This window comes from Roseimicrobium gellanilyticum (genome assembly GCF_003315205.1).
GTDB lineage: Bacteria > Verrucomicrobiota > Verrucomicrobiia > Verrucomicrobiales > Verrucomicrobiaceae > Roseimicrobium > Roseimicrobium gellanilyticum.
Window position 1 is genome coordinate 339,335 of sequence record NZ_QNRR01000001.1, and the last position, 16,275, is coordinate 355,609.

Annotated in this window: 14 protein-coding genes; 7 read left to right on the forward strand and 7 right to left on the reverse strand. The window is 60.0% G+C overall.

The genetic code is table 11. The annotated features are described in order from the left end of the window. Positions 1 to 71: 71 nt before the first annotated feature. The 7 genes from glgA to DES53_RS01395 form a co-directional block, all read right to left on the reverse strand. Entirely contained in the window at positions 72 to 1,280 is a 1,209-nt protein-coding gene (gene glgA, locus DES53_RS01365) for a glycogen synthase (RefSeq protein ID WP_113956414.1), read from the reverse strand. A 69-nt stretch (positions 1,281 to 1,349) separates the two neighbouring features. Next, a complete protein-coding gene (locus DES53_RS01370) occupies positions 1,350 to 2,750 on the reverse strand; it encodes an MBL fold metallo-hydrolase RNA specificity domain-containing protein (protein WP_113956415.1) in 1,401 nt (466 codons plus the stop codon). Further along, positions 2,747 to 3,238 carry a hypothetical protein gene (locus DES53_RS01375; protein ID WP_147263137.1) on the reverse strand — a complete coding sequence of 164 codons (492 nt, stop codon included), beginning with the start codon at positions 3,236 to 3,238 and terminating at the stop codon, positions 2,747 to 2,749. Before DES53_RS01375 ends, DES53_RS01370 begins: the two co-directional genes overlap by 4 nt. 29 nt (positions 3,239 to 3,267) lie before the next feature. Beyond that, positions 3,268 to 3,729 carry a hypothetical protein gene (locus tag DES53_RS01380; protein ID WP_113956417.1) on the reverse strand — a complete coding sequence of 154 codons (462 nt, stop codon included), beginning with the start codon at positions 3,727 to 3,729 and terminating at the stop codon, positions 3,268 to 3,270. Positions 3,730 to 3,776: 47 nt separating this feature from the next. After that, a complete protein-coding gene (locus tag DES53_RS01385) occupies positions 3,777 to 4,601 on the reverse strand; it encodes a sugar phosphate isomerase/epimerase family protein (protein ID WP_113956418.1) in 825 nt (274 codons plus the stop codon). 80 nt (positions 4,602 to 4,681) lie between these two features. Beyond that, entirely contained in the window at positions 4,682 to 5,740 is a 1,059-nt protein-coding gene (locus tag DES53_RS01390; protein ID WP_147263138.1) for an NHL repeat-containing protein, read from the reverse strand. A gap of 86 nt (positions 5,741 to 5,826) precedes the next feature. Continuing rightward, positions 5,827 to 6,924: a ComEC/Rec2 family competence protein gene (locus DES53_RS01395; protein ID WP_113956420.1), complete on the reverse strand. Its 1,098-nt coding sequence runs from the start codon at positions 6,922 to 6,924 to the stop codon at positions 5,827 to 5,829. A 306-nt stretch (positions 6,925 to 7,230) separates the two neighbouring features. On the opposite strand from DES53_RS01395, the gene DES53_RS01400 reads away from it, so the two are divergent. The 7 genes from DES53_RS01400 to DES53_RS33390 are packed head-to-tail and all read left to right on the forward strand — an operon-like array spanning position 7,231 to position 16,262. Then, complete coding sequence (locus DES53_RS01400) at positions 7,231 to 8,046, forward strand: cytochrome c3 family protein (RefSeq protein ID WP_113956421.1); 816 nt, start codon at positions 7,231 to 7,233, stop codon at positions 8,044 to 8,046. Positions 8,047 to 8,070: 24 nt separating this feature from the next. Continuing rightward, positions 8,071 to 11,388 (forward strand): TAT-variant-translocated molybdopterin oxidoreductase, encoded by a 3,318-nt coding sequence (locus DES53_RS01405; protein WP_113956422.1) that lies wholly within the window; start codon positions 8,071 to 8,073, stop codon positions 11,386 to 11,388. Positions 11,389 to 11,408: 20 nt separating this feature from the next. Next, positions 11,409 to 12,878, forward strand: coding sequence for an NrfD/PsrC family molybdoenzyme membrane anchor subunit (nrfD, locus tag DES53_RS01410; RefSeq protein WP_113956423.1), 1,470 nt, complete (start codon positions 11,409 to 11,411; stop codon positions 12,876 to 12,878). Between the two features lie 26 nt (positions 12,879 to 12,904). Continuing rightward, positions 12,905 to 13,462, forward strand: coding sequence for a DUF3341 domain-containing protein (locus DES53_RS01415; protein ID WP_113956424.1), 558 nt, complete (start codon positions 12,905 to 12,907; stop codon positions 13,460 to 13,462). A gap of 18 nt (positions 13,463 to 13,480) precedes the next feature. After that, positions 13,481 to 14,137 (forward strand): c-type cytochrome, encoded by a 657-nt coding sequence (locus DES53_RS01420; protein ID WP_113956425.1) that lies wholly within the window; start codon positions 13,481 to 13,483, stop codon positions 14,135 to 14,137. Between the two features lie 19 nt (positions 14,138 to 14,156). Continuing rightward, on the forward strand, positions 14,157 to 15,509 hold the full coding sequence (locus tag DES53_RS01425; RefSeq protein ID WP_113956426.1) for a hypothetical protein: 1,353 nt from the start codon (positions 14,157 to 14,159) through the stop codon (positions 15,507 to 15,509). Positions 15,510 to 15,539: 30 nt separating this feature from the next. Then, complete coding sequence (locus DES53_RS33390; RefSeq protein WP_147263140.1) at positions 15,540 to 16,262, forward strand: hypothetical protein; 723 nt, start codon at positions 15,540 to 15,542, stop codon at positions 16,260 to 16,262. Positions 16,263 to 16,275 lie beyond the last annotated feature (13 nt).

The window sequence follows — 16,275 nt, forward strand, 5'->3', positions numbered from 1 at the left end:
GAGGGCAGGGACATGGAAGCGCATAGGAAGGGAAACGTGCGAGCCGCGGGGATGTTGCGGCCCGCATCAGTCTACCGCTTCACCAGCGACTCGTACAGCTCATGCGTCTTCTCTGCGATGGCGCGCCAGGAGAAGTGCTGCTCGGCGCGCTCGCGGCCAGCCTTGGCCATGCGGGTGCGCAGGGGCTCGTCGGCCATCAGGCGGTTGATGCTTTCTGCAAGATCGTGGCTGTACTGCTCTGGGTGTGAAGCCTCGTAGGGGCTCTCAGATTGCTGAAGGAGCGGGACCAGCAGGCCGGTTTCACCGGGCAGGACCACCTCTTTGATGCCGCCCACGGCACTGGCGACCACGGCGGTTTCGCAGGCCATGGCTTCCAGATTGATGATGCCAAACGGCTCATAGATAGACGGGCAGCAGAAGACGTCCGCGTGCGAGTACAACGCGATCTTCTCCTCCACGGGGATCATGGCCTGGATCCACACGATGCCATCCCGAGTCTTCTGGGCTTCAGCCACAGCCTGCTGCATCTCCACCGCGATCTCCGGTGTGTCCGGCGCGCCAGCGCAGAGCACCACCTGATAGTTTGGATCCATGTACTTGATGGCTCGCACCAGGTGCACAATGCCCTTCTGCCGGGCGATGCGGCCTACGAAGAGCACGAAGGGCTTGTTCGGATCCACACCGTGCTTCACCAGGACCTCTGGCGCATGGACCTTGTGATACTCCTCGGGATCGATGCCGTTGTGGATCACGTGGATCTTCTTCGGATCCGCGTGGAAGAAGCGCAGCACATCCACCTTGGTTTCCTGGGAAACCGCGACGATGGCGTCGGCCATTTCAATCGCTGTCTTCTCCACCCAGCAGCTGAAGTCATAGCCGCCGCCGAGCTGTTCACGTTTCCACGGGCGCAGGGGTTCCAGCGAGTGCACCGTGAGCACCATGGGAATGCCATAGTTCAGCTTCGCGAGGATACCGCCGAGGTGCGAGTACCACGTGTGCAGGTGCACCACATCCGCATCGACATTCGTCGTGTTGAAGCTCAAGCCGCGCTGCACGGCTGCAAAGACGCTGGCGAGGGGTTTGGGGCAGGTCCACAGGTCCGTGTTGAGTCCGTAGCCCGTGACCTTGAGGTGGTCATTGAGCATTTCATTCTGATTGCCGAAGCAACGCACATCCACATCGCAGAGCCGGGAGAGTTCCTTCGTGAGGTACTGCACATGGATGCCGGCGCCACCGTAGATGTTGGGAGGATACTCGTTGGTCAGAAAAAGGGCTTTCATGGGAAGGAGATTCGAAAGGTAGAAAGACTCGGGCCGTGTCGATGAAGGAATTGTAGCAGATGAGTTGCGTCAGAGGGTCACGGTTTCATGCAGCTTGGCGACACGCACGTTGCTGGAGGGATACTTCAGCGCCAGTGCTGTGCGGAAGGCTTCGCTGCGCTCTGGTTCGCCATGCACAAGGAAGACCTGCTTCTTCGGGCCGCCCACGTGCGAGAACCAGTCGAGCAGCTCGCTGTGGTCCGCGTGGCCGGAGTAAGAGTCCATGATTTCGATGCGCGCATTCACCACAAATTCATCGCCGAGGATGTTCACCTTGCGCGCGCCGTTGCGCAGCTTCCATCCGAGGGTGTGCTCTGCGCAGTAGCCCACGAAGAGTACGGTGGTGCTGGGCTCACCCACGTGATTGCGCAAGTGGTGCAGAATGCGTCCGCTCTCGCACATGCCACTGGCGGCGATGATGACGGCGGGCTCCTTCAGGTCATTGAGCTGGCGCGATTCGTTGGCTTCACGGATGTAACGCAGGCCTTCGAAGCCGAAGGGATTCCGCTTCTCGAACAGGAACTGATACACCTCCTGGTTAAAGCACTCTGGATGCAGGCGGAAAATCTCCGTGGCGCTCACCGCGAGGGGGCTGTCCACGAAGATGGGAATGGGGGGGAAGCAGTTGCTTTCCCGCAGCTTGTTCAGCGAATACAGGAGCTGCTGGGTGCGCTCCACCGCAAAGGCGGGGATGAGGATCTTCCCGTTGCGCTCGAGCGTGGCATTGATGATCTCGCAGATGCGATCGTCGCTGGCGTTTTCCATTTCATGCTCGCGCCCGCCATAGGTGCTCTCCATGATCACGTAGTCGATGCCTTCGCTGGGTTCGGGCGGATTGAGCAGGTCGCTCTTGGGTCGGCCCACGTCTCCCGAGAACAGGAGGCGGCTCTTCTTGCCGGTCTCACGGTCATCAATGTCCAGAATCACCTGCGCCGCGCCGAGGATGTGACCGGCATCGATGAAGCTGAATTTCACCCCATCCGCCACGGGCATGGGGCGGTGGTAGTTGATGGTCACAAACTGACGCAGGCACTTCTCGGCGTCCATGCGGTTGTACGTGGGTTCCAGCAGTGGAAGCTTTTGTTTCTCGCGCTTCTTGTTAAGCCACTTCACATCACTTTCCTGGATGTGCGCAGAGTCCGGCAGCATGATGCTGCAAAGGTCCCGCGTGGCATCCGTGGCATAGATGTTTCCTGCGAAGCCCTGCTTCACCAGGTTTGGCAGATTCCCACTGTGGTCGATGTGCGCGTGGGAGAGAATCACCGCATCGAGTGTCTTTGGATCAAAGGGGAACTTGCGATTGCGCTCGAAGGCATCACCGCGGTGACCCTGGTACAGACCGCAGTCGAGCAGGATGCGCTGGCCATTGACTTCGATGAGGTGCTGCGAGCCGGTGGTGGTTTCGGCGGCGCCGTGGAAGATGATTTTCATGCAAGAGGCAAATGGGGAGCATGCGCGGCGTAGTATTTCAGACGCACCGTGGAGCGATTGAGAACGATGAAGGTGAAGACACCGAGAATCGTGCCGATTGGGAACTGCACGCAGTTAAACGCGGCCGTGGCGAGTGAGAACTTCCGGTGCCGGTGCTTGAGCAGGAACCATCCAGACAGGCCATTGAGCGTGATTCCTCCTATGAAGAGTACCAAGGCGAAGACATAGCCCCACTTCATGAGTGGGGGCATGGGCGTGATGATCGCCAGTTCCTCTCCTGATGAAGACGTCACCATCTGCACACGGGAGCCCAGAATGGACTTCATGATCATGTAGTGGGTTACGGTGACGGCAAACCCCGCCGCTGCGATTCCCGCGACGATGAAGTGGAAGAGGGCCAGCATCTTCAAATGATCCTCATCCCTGTCCCGTTCCGGTACGTGATACATGTGCGGCGGGACGGCACTTGGAACAGGCGGCGGGTTCATGGTGTAAGGTGTTTCAGCAGGGCCACGGATTACCTTGACGGGGCCAGCGTCCCATCGGCCACGGCGTATTTCGCCCGCACGCTTTCACGATTGAGCACGATGATGGTGCAGATGCCCAACGCTGTGCCCAGAGGGAACTGCAGGCAATTCTTCGCTGCGGTGAAGAGTGAGAATACCCGCCGCCTCCGTTTCAGCAGGAACACGCCGGAAAGACCATTGCACAGGGCGCTGAATCCCATCACCAGCAGGAGTGGCATGTAGAACCACTGCATCATGCGAATGGGATCCTCGATGTAGGTGACTTCGATTTGGGAACGTTCTCCGCCGCGCTTCATGCCCTCGTTGATCAGGAAGTGCATGATGCCGTAGTGCAGCCCCACCAGCAGCATCGCCAGGCCGATGCAACTCGCGCAGATGAAATGGAAGACCGCCAGCACCCCCAGGTGAGTCACGTCCCGGTCATGCCCATGTCCCGCGGGGAATGGGGTCATGGACCTGGGCGGTGGATTCATATCGGAGCTGGCGGACGCCGGTCCTGCTACTTGGCCTGCGCAGCGATCACCTTCTTGAGGTACTCAATGCTACGCTCTGCGATGACCTTCGGTCCGAGGGTGTAGTCGAAGACTTCGGTGCTCAGCCATCCATCGTAGCCCACTTCATTGAGTGCGGCGATGATGGGTTCGTATTTCACCTCACCCATGCCGGGACCGAGGAGGTTTGGGTCATTCGTGTGGAAGTGGATGAACCACTCCTTGCTGTTGCGGATGATGTCGGGAATGGACGTGGGCTCATCGCTCATCGCCTTCACGTCGAGATGCAGCTTGCAGCCGGGGTGATCCACCAGCTTGCAGAAGTCGATGCCTTCCGCGGCGGTGTTCATCCAGTTGGTCTCCTTGCGACCGAGGGGCTCCATGGCGAGCGTAGCACCGTTTTCGTAGGCCACTTCGGCCACGCCGCGGACCACTTCGGCGGCGCGCTTCGTGGCTTCTTCGCGATCCCACTCGGGGAGAAGGTTGCGGGCCTTGGGGCTGCCCCACACCATCACCTTGCCGCCGAGAGCGCCGCAGAAGCGGGCCAGATTCTGGCCGAAGCGCATCGCATCGCGACGCAGCAGCGGGTCCGGCGTGGTGATGTGCATCCACGTGGGACGGGTGAGCAGCCAGTGCAGGCCGATGATTTCCAGACCGAAGGAGTGCGCGATGCGCACCAGCCGCGTGGCATCTGCCAGGGTCAGCTCGCGGGGGTCTTCCTTCAGGGTGAAGGGGGCCAATTCCAGACCCTGGTAGCCGCAGGCCGCGGCGTCTTCACAAACCTTCTCAAAAGGCTCATTGCCCCAATGTTCGTTGCAGATAGCGAAACGCATGATGGGGATTTTTTAGCGGAGCGGTCCCATCGCCGCAAGCAACGAAGCCGCTTTTTGGCTCGGGGTGAGAGTCCTGCGGGTCACTCACTGAGCTGGATGACCCTGATCTCCGGTGGGTAGGGGGCCACTTCTGGCGGGACTTTGACGAGTTCATGGACCGATAAGTCTGACAGCGACATTCTCCAAACGTGGCCATCAAAGTCGTTCAGCAGCAGGTTCGCGTTGCTCGAAAGCGACCGAGGCGCCCTGCTGGCGCATAATGGAGCATCAACCCTGGCCAGTTCCTTATCCAGCGCGGCATCATGCGCCAGGAGGACCATCTCTTCCTTGCCTGACTTGATTCCGCAAATGAGTGCAGGCGTACCATGGAAGGTGGAGGTAATGACCCAACTTGGTGAGGCGTCCAGGTACAGTACCTTGCCCGGTGTCAATTTCCCATCCTTGAGCTCAAACCATTCAACCTGCCCTTTGCTGTTCCAGCGGAAGACTTCGCTCTGGCTCTTCGCGCCCATTCCATATCTTTTGCCCTCGGGTTCCAGACCTGGAGGTACAACGGTAGCCAGGGACTTCGAAGAGGTGTTGTAGTAATACAGTCCCGAGTTCGCCCATCCATAGATGGCCACGCCGTCGGGAATCTTCAGGAGTCGCGGGCTGTTGAATCCTGCAGGGAGCGGTACCAATTCAGCGGCGCCGGTGTCACCGTCCACGATGGCGAGCGAGAAGTTCTTCCTGTGTCCCTGTGCTTCGCCAAGATCTTCCACTGAGATGAGGAAATACTGACCCGTCTCGCCAACGACAATCTGTTCATCGGGGCCGCCCAGCCAGGCCTGATAGGGCACGTTGATGTCGATTTGACGCAGGGATTTACCCGTGTGGCAATCGATAGCCTGCAGCGTGCGTTTGAGCTTTCCGTCTATCTTGGTGGCAGAAAGGACGTGGATGGCCTTCTCACGGATTCCATAGATCGTTTGGCAGCCCAGTTCCACTTTCGTCTCGACCTTCCCATCTGCCAGGATCGTGAGTGCATCGTTGGCCCGGCCTGAAGCCAGGGTCAGGATGTGCTCGGTAGCCGAGGTGCCTGTTGCGCCAACGGCCATCAGGGCGAGCAAGGCTGCTGTCAGACAAGTCGATATTTTCATCGGTGCGTGGAAGGGGCGCTTGTTCGTGAATTCCGCAGTCCACCGCGCAGATCTCGACAGGTGGCAGGGTGAGGGCATTGCCCCTCCTACGGCTTCTTCTTCGTCACAAACGTTCCTATGTGATTCGTTGCCGGCACTGCCACTTTGTAGACCGTCCCTTCTGGCTCCACGGTGCAGACGATGTAGTTGGCCTGGCAGCCCTCACCGAGGTCGCCTTTGTTGGCGATGTGCTTTGGTTCGGTGGTGTTCTGCCGGTCGTCGCGCACGTTTTCATGAACCTGGTACATCGCCTTGATGGAAGGCGTACCCTTCAGCGCGTCCATGGCGGACTGGCTGGTACCCTTGCGCGGGCCGTTGTTCATGACGGAAACGGTGGGGGAGAGGCTCTTGATGAGCAGGGGATTGTTGCTCACATCGAGTCCGTGGTGGTTCACCTGATAAACATCCACTTCGCCTACAAGATTAATGGGCGAGACCAGCTTCTCCTCCAGGTTCCAAGTCAGGTCGCCCCCGTCGAAGAAGACGAAATTACCGTACTGTAGGAGCAGGACCACGCTGTTGGCGTTGTCGGAGGTGTCCTCGGGTTTGGCGGGCACGGAACCGTTGAGCGGGTTCGGGGTGGCCTGGTCGGCGCGCAGTGCGACGAATTTCTTGTTGGCACCGAGGCACTTGAGCGAGAGGGCAGGGGAGCCGGGAGCGCCTGACTTCAGGGGAATGGAATCACCGGCGGCAAGGGTCACGCGCTTGCCTACCTTGGCATCCCGATAGGGTCGGCTCATCAGGGTCCAGCGCATGTCATTGGGCTTGTTGTCGGGGCTCGTTTCCGTGATGCCCTTGTCGTAAAGCGTGCCGATGGGCATCAACACCGCCAGCTCTGCCAGGCCGCCAAAGTGGTCCACGTGAAAGTGGGTGATGACCACGTGGTCAATCTGCTTCAGCCCGGCGATCTCGGTCGCCAGCTTGTGAATGCGTCCCGCGTCCCGCCCGCCGGGGTTGCCGGTATCGATGAGGATGGATTCTCCTTCCGGAGTGACCACAAGGGTGGCGCCGCCGCCCTCGGCATCGATCCAGTAGATGGAAAGCTCTCTGGGTTTTGATGTTTCACTTTGAGCGTGAAGGGCTGGTGAGGTGAAAGCCAGCAGTGAAAACAGGCCGGCAAGAAAGGGGCGACGGGCGGATTTCATGGGAGGAATGTGGGTCCCGCGAGCCTAAAAGAGCCTCCCGTCGCAAGGGAACAGAAATCCGAAGCGGAGCCGAGAAAATTGGGGCGGAAGCGTGACTTTTCACTGCCGAGTTCACGGGTAAAATGTCCCGGAATTCCCATGCCTGATGAAACACTCGGGACGCCTCCTACAAAACCGGGCGACATGCGACAGCGATTCTTTCGCGGGCGTTCAAAATTCTTCCATTCCCGCCTTGCATTCGGCAGGCCCATCTCTACAATGGAAAACCCTTGTGAAATTTTTCACAAGCGCTGAAACAACTACCTCATGGGCAATTTCTTTCCTCGCTGGAGCAACTGGGTGCCGCTGCAAATCGCAGTCTGCCTCGGGTTTTTGGTGGTGGGTGCGGTCGTTGGCGCGACCTACTATTTCACGCCGAAGTACACGCGTGTGGGTTACGAGCCGACTCAGCCAGTTCCCTTCTCGCACAAGCAGCACGTCGGCGAGCTCGGTCTCGACTGCCGTTACTGCCATTCCTACATCGAGCAGTCCAGCCACGCGAACGTTCCCACGAACCAGACCTGCTACAACTGCCACGGCCCGGACAAGGCGCAGGTGAAGAAGGACAGCCCCAAGCTGGAGATGGTGCGCAATGCTGACAAGGACGGCCATCCCATCCAGTGGACCAAGGTTCACAAGGCGCCTGACTACGTGTACTTCAACCATAGCGTCCACCTTGCCCGCGGCGTCTCCTGTGTGAGCTGTCATGGCCAGGTCAATGAGATGGAAGTCGTGAAGCATGCCGAGCCGCAGAGCATGGGCTGGTGCCTTGACTGCCACCGCGAGCCTGAAAACAAGCTTCGCCCGCTCGACCAGATTACCAATCTGAACTACAAGCCCGAAGACCTCGGCCGCGAGCAGTTCTACAAGGGGCTTCAAGACAAGGGCGCCAAGGTCGAGGATCTTGCGCAGGTCATTCTTGGTGACAAGAAGGCTGAATCCCTCCCTGGCGACATCAGCGGCATCGTGGCCCTCGCCGAAAAGACTTACGGACCCAAGGTGACGCAGAAAGAGGTCGGCACCCAGCTCAAGCACAACTGGCGCATCACCCCGCCGGAAGATTGCACCGCCTGCCACCGCTAAAATCCCGCGCCCGCCCTGCTCAGCATGAAACGCATCTGGAACCATCCCGAAGTGAAATCCGATCGCCGCTACTGGCGTAGCCTCGGTGAATATCAGCAGACGCCTGAATTCACGGAGAAGCTCGGTCGCGAGTTCGATCCTGGACTCGCCAAGGGGGAAAATGAAGGGGAAGGCGAAACCCGCCGTGACTTCATGAAGATGGTTGGCGGTATTGCCGCCATGGCCGGTCTGGCGAGTTGCCGCCGCCCCGTCGAGAAGATTCTTCCCTTTACCAAGCACGTCGAGTGGATCATCCCCGGCAAGGCGCTGCTGTATGCCACTTCGATGCCTCGTCCCTGGGGTGCGACGCCGATGGTCGTGGTCACGCATGAAGGTCGTCCGACCCACTTGCAGGGCAACCCGCACCATCCCGGTGGCGGTGGCCTTGATATCTTTGCTCAGGCTTCCGTGCTGGACCTGTACAACGACAGCCGCATCAAGCATGTCTCCTACAAGAAGAAGGAGCACTCCTGGGCTGAGTTTCAGAAGAACATCCGCAAGTGGAATGAGAACGAATGGAGCAAGACGGGCGGTGAAGGCCTGGCCATTCTGACGAGTCCAAGTTCCTCCCCTACGCGCACCGGGCTGTATCAGGATCTTGCCAAGAAATATCCCAAGGCGAAGGTGTTTGTGTACAGCCCTGCGGCTTCCGCTGGTGAAGCGGCCGCGGTGAAGGCCGGTCTCGGTGAGAACGTGCAGCTGGTGCCGAACTTCGAAAAGGCCGAGCGTATCTTCTCCCTCGATAGCGACTTCCTTGGTCTTGATGCCTCGTCCGACAGTGGCACGAAGCAATTCATGAAGTGGCGCGGTCCCTCCAAGAAGGAGGACCAGATGAATCGCCTCTATGTGCTGGAAAACCGCTACACCCTCACGGGTGGCATTGCGGATCACCGCCTGCCGGTGGCAGCCAGCCTGATTCCCCAAGCCGCCGCCGTGCTCGCTGAAGAGCTTGGCAAGGCCCTTGGTAACGCTGCTCTTTCCCAATCCGCTTCGGCTCTGGCTGCAGGTGTGAGCGAAGACCTGCGCAAGTGGATCGCCATCGCCGCAAAGGATCTCGCCGAGCAGAAGGGCAAGTCCCTCGTGCTTGCGGGTGCTCGTCAGGGTGATGCGGTGCAAGCCCTCGTGCTCAGCATGAATCAGGCGCTCGGTGCCTTTGGCGCCACGCTCGACACCTTCACGGTGGATGCGGTGAAGTCCGCGGGCGGCATTGCCGAACTCGTGACTGACATCAAGGCCAACAAGGTCAAGCAGCTTGTCGTTACTGCGGAGACGGACCCTGCGTATGACGTTCCCGGGTTTGAAGAAGCCGTAAAGGCGACCACGAACATGAGCGTGGTGCAGCTCGCGCTTCGTCCGAACTACACCAGCCGTATTTCCGGTTGGGTGCTTCCCGCGGCGCACTACCTCGAGTCCTGGGGTGATGCTCGCTGCACGAATGGCACCTACGGCATCACGCAGCCGATGATTCAGCCGCTCTTCGGTGGCGCTTCGGAAATCGAACTTCTGCTGGCGATGCTTGGCCGCAAGCGCATCGGCCCGGCTCCTGAACCTGCTCCGGCCGCTGCTGCTGCACCCGCGGATCCCAAGGCCGCTCCCGCTCCCGCGCCTGCCCCGGCTCCTGCTGTTGCAGAATCCGACCCTGCTTATGAGGCTGTGAAGGCCACCTTTGCGAAGCTCGCGGGTGGGTGGAACGAGGAAAAGTGGAACATCACCCTGCGTGACGGTTTCCTCGCAGGCTCCGCCGCGACGAAGGCTGCCGCCTCCGTGAATGTCGGTGCCCTCGGTGGCCTTGTCGCCGCTGCCAAGCCTGCCTCCGCTCCGACGAAGGAAGCTTTTGAAGTCGTCCTCACTGCAGACGCCAGTGTCTTTGACGGTCGTTACACCGATAACGCCTGGCTGCAGGAAGCTCCGGATCCCATCACCAAACTGACTTGGGACAACGCCGCCTGGCTCAGTGTCCGCACATTCCGCGACCTTGGTCTGAAGAACGACGGTGACATGATCAAGGTCTCCGTGAATGGCAAGGAGCTGAAGCTCGCTGCCGTGCAGTGCCCCGGTCATGCACACAACTCCGTGACCATCCCGCTCGGCTACGGCCAGAAGGTGGGAAGTGCCGTTGGCAAGGATCGCGGCTTCAACGCCTACCCGCTGCGCAACAGCACGAGTGAGTTCATCCTGACCGGCGCCAAGGTCGAGAATGCCAATGAGCATTACGAGCTGGCCATCACGCAGGAGAATTACACCATGGAAGCCCGCGCGCAGGTGCGCGAAGGTTCCAAGACCCGCTTTGATGCGGATGAAGACTTCGCCGCGACCGAGGGCATGGACTCCCACATCCCGCCGGTAATGACCCTGTACAAGGGCCGCGTGGGCAAGAAGACCGAAGAGAACCCGAACGGTTTCGATTACGAGAACGAGCACCAGTGGGGCATGGTCATTGACCTCTCCAAGTGCCTCGGCTGCTCCGCCTGCATTGTGGCCTGCCAGAGCGAGAACAACATCGCGGTGGTCGGCAAGGAACAGGTGCGCATGGGGCGCGTGATGCAGTGGATCCGCATGGACCGCTACTTCTCCACCAGCGACGGTGTTTCCGAAGATCCGAGCCTTGAAGAGCTGGACAATCCGGAAATGGTCAGCCAGCCGGTGTCCTGCCAGCAGTGTGAAGCTGCTCCGTGCGAAACGGTCTGTCCGGTGAACGCCACGGTGCATACCGAAGACGGTCTCAATGCGATGGCCTACAACCGCTGCATCGGTACCCGCTACTGCGCGAACAACTGCCCGTATACCGCACGTCGTTTCAACTTCTTCGATTGGAACAAGCGCAATCCGTTCATCAAGACGGAAGTCCTTGGCGTCAAGATGAACAACCTGAAGGCTGGCCCGTTGGGCGAAAGGGCTCCGCAGGAAGTGCAGCAGCTTCAGAAGAATCCGAATGTCACTGTGCGCATGCGTGGTGTCATCGAGAAGTGCACCTACTGCGTGCAGCGTCTTGAAGAGGCGAAGATCCGCCAGCGTCGTATCGCGAAGGATGATGCCACCAAGCTGCGTGTGCCCGATGGTCATCTCAAGGTGGCCTGCCAGGCCGGTTGCGCCGCGGACGCCATCACCTTCGGTGACCTTGCCAATCCGGAAAGTGACGTGGTGAAGGCCAAGGCCAACCCGCGCAACTACGAAGTGCTGAAGTACATCGGCACGCGTCCCCGCACGAGCTACCTCGCGCGCATTCGCAACGTGAACGAAGAACTTCTCAAGCTCGACACCCGCGCCCGCAAGGCAGGCGAAGCCAGCAAGTACAACATCTGATTTCCTGACCCTTATCCGTCATGGCGCATTCCGCGACAGCATCCTCTGAAGCCCCGGCCAAGCCGCGCATCCTTGAGCGCGAGCCCCTGGTGCTCAACAACCGCAGCTACGCTTGGATCACGAACCGCATCTGCGGCATCGTGGAAAACAGGCAGCCCGCCCTCTGGTGGTGGCTGTTCGTCCCGTCAGTGTTTCTGACAGGCATCATGGTGTTCGGCTTTGTGTACCTCATCTCCACCGGTGTCGGTGTGTGGGGTCAGAAGCAGCCGGTCGCCTGGGCCTGGGACATCACGAACTTCGTGTTCTGGATCGGTATCGGTCACGCCGGTACGCTGATTTCCGCCATTCTCTTCCTCACCCGGCAGAAGTGGCGTACTGCGGTGAACCGTGCGTCGGAAGCGATGACGCTGTTCGCGGTGATGTGCGCGGGTCTGTACCCGGCCTTCCACGTGGGTCGTGTGTGGATGGTGTGGTTCCTGGCTCCCGTGCCGAACGCCAATGCCGTGTGGCAGAACTTCAAGTCTCCGCTGCTCTGGGACGTGTTCGCGGTGTCGACTTACTTCACCGTGTCCGTGCTCTTCTGGTATCTCGGCCTCGTGCCGGACCTCGCCACCCTGCGCGACCGCTGCAAGGCTGGCATCAAGAAGACCCTGTACGGCATCTTCGCCCTCGGCTGGCGCGGTGGCAACCGTCAGTGGAACCACTATGAAATGGCGTACCTCCTCCTGGCCGCCCTTTCCACCCCGCTGGTGCTTTCCGTGCACTCTGTGGTGTCCTTCGACTTCGCCACGTCCGTCGTTCCCGGCTGGCACACCACCATCTTCCCGCCCTACTTCGTGGCGGGCGCCATCTTCGGTGGCTTCGCGATGGTGCTGACCCTGATGATTCCCGTGCGTGCCATCTACGGCCTGCATGATCTCATCACGGAAAAGCACATCGACAACATGGCGAAGATCATCCTGCTCACGGGCACGATCGTCGGTTACGCCTACTGCATGGAGCTCTTCATGGCCTACTACAGCTCCAGCAAGTATGAAGGTGATGCCTTCCTGCTGCGCACCCTGTACGGCCCGAGCGTGTGGACGTATTACGCGATGTTCTTCTGCAACGTGATCGCGCCTCAGCTCTTCTGGTTCAAGTGGGCGCGCAAGAGCCTGCTGTGGGTCCTGGTCGTGAGCATGTTCGTGAACGCGGGCATGTGGTATGAGCGCTACGTGATCATCGTGACCACCCTGGAGCGCCACTTCATGCCGGGCTCCTGGAGGACCTTTGACGCCACCTGGGTGGATAACTGGACCTTCATCGGAACCTTCGGCTTCTTCCTGATGAACTTCCTTCTCTTCCTCCGCTTCCTGCCGGTGATCGCCATCGCGGAAGTGAAGGGTGTGGTGCCGCAGTCCAACCCGCACCATGACGACCATGTCGAACGTGGCGTCCACGAATTGCAACCCGGGGTGTTTGGCAATCCGGAACTGCCCAACAAGGCCTAATCACCCAGCGCACGAGGAAACCAATCATGGCGAAGACCACCCTCAAACGAGTACACGGCTACCTGGCGGAGTTTGAAAGCGCCTCGGACGTGTATCATGCATCCGAGAAGATCCGCGACGCGGGCTTCCAGCGCTGGGACGTGCACTCCCCGTTCCCCATCCACGGCCTCAATGAAGCCATGGGTGTGAAGCGTTCGTCGCTTCCCTTCTTTGTGTTCTTTGGCGGAGCTACGGGCACGCTGACGGCCTTCCTTCTTGCGTTCATCACGCAGGTGGAAATCTACCCCACGGTGGTGCAGGCGAAACCGGCGAACATCTTCACCACGCCGGCATTCTTCCCCATCATGTTCGAGCTGACGATTCTGTTCTCGGCGTTCACCACCCTGTTTGGCTGCTTCGCCTTCATGGGCCTGCCCCGTCTGAACCATCCGCTCTTCGCCTCGAAGCAGTTCAAGAAGTTCTCGGATGACGGCTTCTTCATCTGCATCGAAGCGCGCGACCCCAAATTCCATCAGGCTGAGACCAAGGCGCTCCTTGAGGAGATTGGCGGCAAGAACATCGAACTGGTGGAGGACGAACTCTAAGAGTCCCGGGCTCATTCCATGAAATACTTTTTCCTCATCTACATTCTGGTCGCGGTGGCCGTTGTGAGCTTCGCGGGCCTTCGTGGTCACAAGACCGAGAAGACTCCGTGGGAAATCTTCCCGGACATGGACCGCCAGGCGAAGGTCAAGTACCAGCGCTCCAGCAATTTCTTTGAAGACGGTCACGCCATGCGCCACCCTGTGAAGGGCACCATGCCGATCGGTTTCGAAATGCCCAGCAAGCCCGCCAGCCAGGGTTTTGAAAAGCAGGAGTACGGCTTCACCCACGGCACGGGTTATTACTACACCGGCAAAGTTGGTGACTTCTATGGCGACGGCTTCCCGAAGGAAGTGGTGCTCGACAATGCGCTGCTCAAGCGCGGCATGGAACGGTACAACATTCACTGCGCGATCTGCCATGGCTCCTCCGGCAACGGCAAGGGCATGGTGACGAAGTACACCATGGTGGCTCCCACGGATCTCACCGGGGCTGGCATCGACGATCCTGCCAACGCTGCCTACCGTCCCGACGGCAAGATCTACGACGTGATCACCAATGGCTGGAACCAGATGGGCTCCTATGGCGCCAACATCTCCGTGGAAGATCGCTGGGCCATCGTGGCCTATGTGCGCACCCTCCAGCACGCTGTGAAGAACCCCGTTTCCGGCAAGTAAAGGCAACACACCTGTCCGCATGCATCATTCCCTGACACTCGACGACCTGCCCCGCGACGGAGAGAAGCTGGATCTGGCCAAGATCAGCAAGCTCAACGGCGTCCTGCTCCTGGTGGGCGGCATCGGAGCGATCATCTCGCTCATCTACCTCTTCGGATTCGCCAATACGAAGGACGAAGCCGGCCATGTGGTGGTCAACCGCCAGGGCGAGTTTGCCTACTCCTGGTTGTTCGCTTTCTTCTTCTTCTTCACGATCACCTGCGGCGGCATCTTCTGGACCATGCTTCAGCATATCTCCAACTCCGGTTGGAGCGTGGCGGTCCGCCGTCTGTTTGAAAACCTCGGTGGTGGTGTGAAGTGGATGGCGGTGCTGGCGTTGCCTTTCCCGCTCATCCCTGGCGTGCGTGACTCCCTTTGGGAATGGTATGTGATTCACAAGGAAGCCGCACACCACGCTCATGAAGCGGGCACCTCCACCAAGGAAGCGCTCCACCACATGGCGGAGTCCAACCATCACCTGCACATCCTCTACGGCAAGTACGGCTATCTGAACACCACCTTCTGGTACATCCGTGCCTTCCTGTACTTCGCGTTTCTGATCGGCATCATCGGCCTGCTTCGCAAGTGGAGCATTCAGCAGGACAAGGATGGTGATTTCAAGCACACCTTCCGTTCCCGCGCCCTTTGTGCCTTCCCGCTGCTCTTCTTCGCTCTTGCAGTGACCTTCAGTGCCGTCGACTGGGTGATGAGCATGGACTACACCTGGTTCTCCACCATGTGGGGTGTCTATATCTTCGCTGGCGGCGCCTGGGGTGCGATGGCCACTTCCATCCTGGCGCTCACGTACGTGCGCAGGAATGGTTACCTGCAGAAGGTCGTCTCGGGTGAGCACTACCACCTGATGGGCAAGCTGCTCCTCGCCTTCACCATCTTCTGGGCGTACATCGCCTTCAGCCAGTACTTCCTCATCTGGTACGCGAACGTGACGGAAGAAACGCGCTTCTTCCTCCTGCGCAACACCGGCCCATGGTGGTACCTGAGCAACATCCTCGTATGGGGGCACTTCGTGGCCACTTTCGTGCTCCTTCTCTCCGCCGGTCGCAAAAAGAAGACCCTCAGCATGAACTGGGTTTGTGCTTGGGTGCTCGTCATGCACCTGGTGGACTGGTACTGGCTTGTCATTCCTGAGCGCGCACCTTCCCTCACGAAGGGTGAGCTTCTTCTCAGCCCGGGTGCCTGGGTGGGTGACGTCATCGCCTTCCTCACCATCGGCGGACTTGTCGGCTGGGCTTACCTCCGTCGTCTTGCCAAGGCCAGCCTTTATCCCTGCCGCGACCCGCGCCTGCTGGAGTCCGTGATCGCCACCAACTAGTCGTCCGCAAGCGCAGCATCCTTCTTATCCATGTCATCACCCGCGACACAACCACCTTCCCGTGCACTCACCACCACGCTTGGCGTGCTGGCGGCGATTGCCAGCTTTGCCTTGCTGGCCACGCTGTTCCAGTGGGCCGGCGGCGGCGCTCCTGAGGATGTCCGTCATGAGACGGCTCTGAAGAAGAAGGCCGAAGTGCAAAAGGACCAGCACGCTCTCCTTGAAAAGTACGGTCTGGCAGGAAACCCTGACGCTGTCTTCGCCAAAGCCATCGATGGTCTGAAGACCCGCAAGGAAGGCGCCAGCAAGGTCGTGGTCCCTGGATCGAAGACCGCGCTGGAACAGGCCGCTGCTGCGACCCCAGCACCAGCCCCGGCCCCGGCTCCTGCTGCTGACAAGAAGCCTGCTGAACAAAAGGCTCCCGAAGCTCCAGCCCCGACTCCCGCACCAGCTGCGGAACCGAAGCCTGCTCCGGCTGCCCCAGTCCCGGCTCCAGTCCCCGCCCCAACACCGGCTCCTGAGCCCAAGCCCGCCCCGGCACCTACGCCCGCCGCCGCGCCCGCTCCCACCCCTGAGCCAGCTTCTGCTCCAGGCAGCCGCGTTGAGCCCCCGCTTCCTACCAAGGAACCCGAGCCCGCACCTGCTGCCCCGGCTCCTGCAACCGCTCCGGTCCCTGCGACTCCGCCTGCGCCACCGCCCCCCGTTTCTGCTCCTCCGCCGGCTCCCGCTCCCCCCGCACCGAATCCCCAGTAAGTTTTTCCCAAGT